Origin of the sequence: Vibrio viridaestus, assembly GCF_003856525.1 — a bacterium.
Taxonomy (GTDB): Bacteria; Pseudomonadota; Gammaproteobacteria; order Enterobacterales; family Vibrionaceae; genus Vibrio; species Vibrio viridaestus.
Window position 1 is genome coordinate 1 of record NZ_RJVQ01000139.1, and the last position, 439, is coordinate 439.

General features: G+C 47.8%; 1 protein-coding gene. It reads left to right on the top strand.

Annotated features, from left to right (window positions below; translation table 11 throughout):
• Positions 1 to 430 (top strand): ead/Ea22-like family protein (locus EES38_RS21950; RefSeq protein ID WP_148090391.1); only part of this gene is annotated, 430 nt, incomplete at its 5' end.
• Positions 431 to 439: the final 9 nt, after the last annotated feature.

Below are 439 nucleotides of genomic sequence, written 5' to 3' on the forward strand. Positions count from 1 at the left end.
GCTGGATGAACGGGAAAGAAACCAGCAATACATCAAACGCCGCGACCAGGAGAACGAGGATATTGCGCTAACAGTAGGGAAACTGCGTGTTGAGCTTGAAACAGCAAAATCAAAACTCAACGAGCAGCGTGAGTATTACGAAGGTGTTATCTCGGATGGGAGTAAGCGTATTGCTAAACTGGAAAGCAACGAAGTCCGTGAAGACGGAAACCAGTTTCTTGTTGTTCGCCATCCTGGGAAGACTCCTGTTATCAAGCACTGCACTGGTGACCTGGAAGAGTTTCTGCGGCAGTTAATCGAACAAGACCCGTTAGTAACTATCGACATCATTACGCATCGCTATTACGGGGTTGGAGGTCAATGGGTTCAGGATGCAGGTGAGTATCTGCATATGATGTCTGACGCTGGCATTCGCATCAAAGGAGAGTGAGATCGGTTT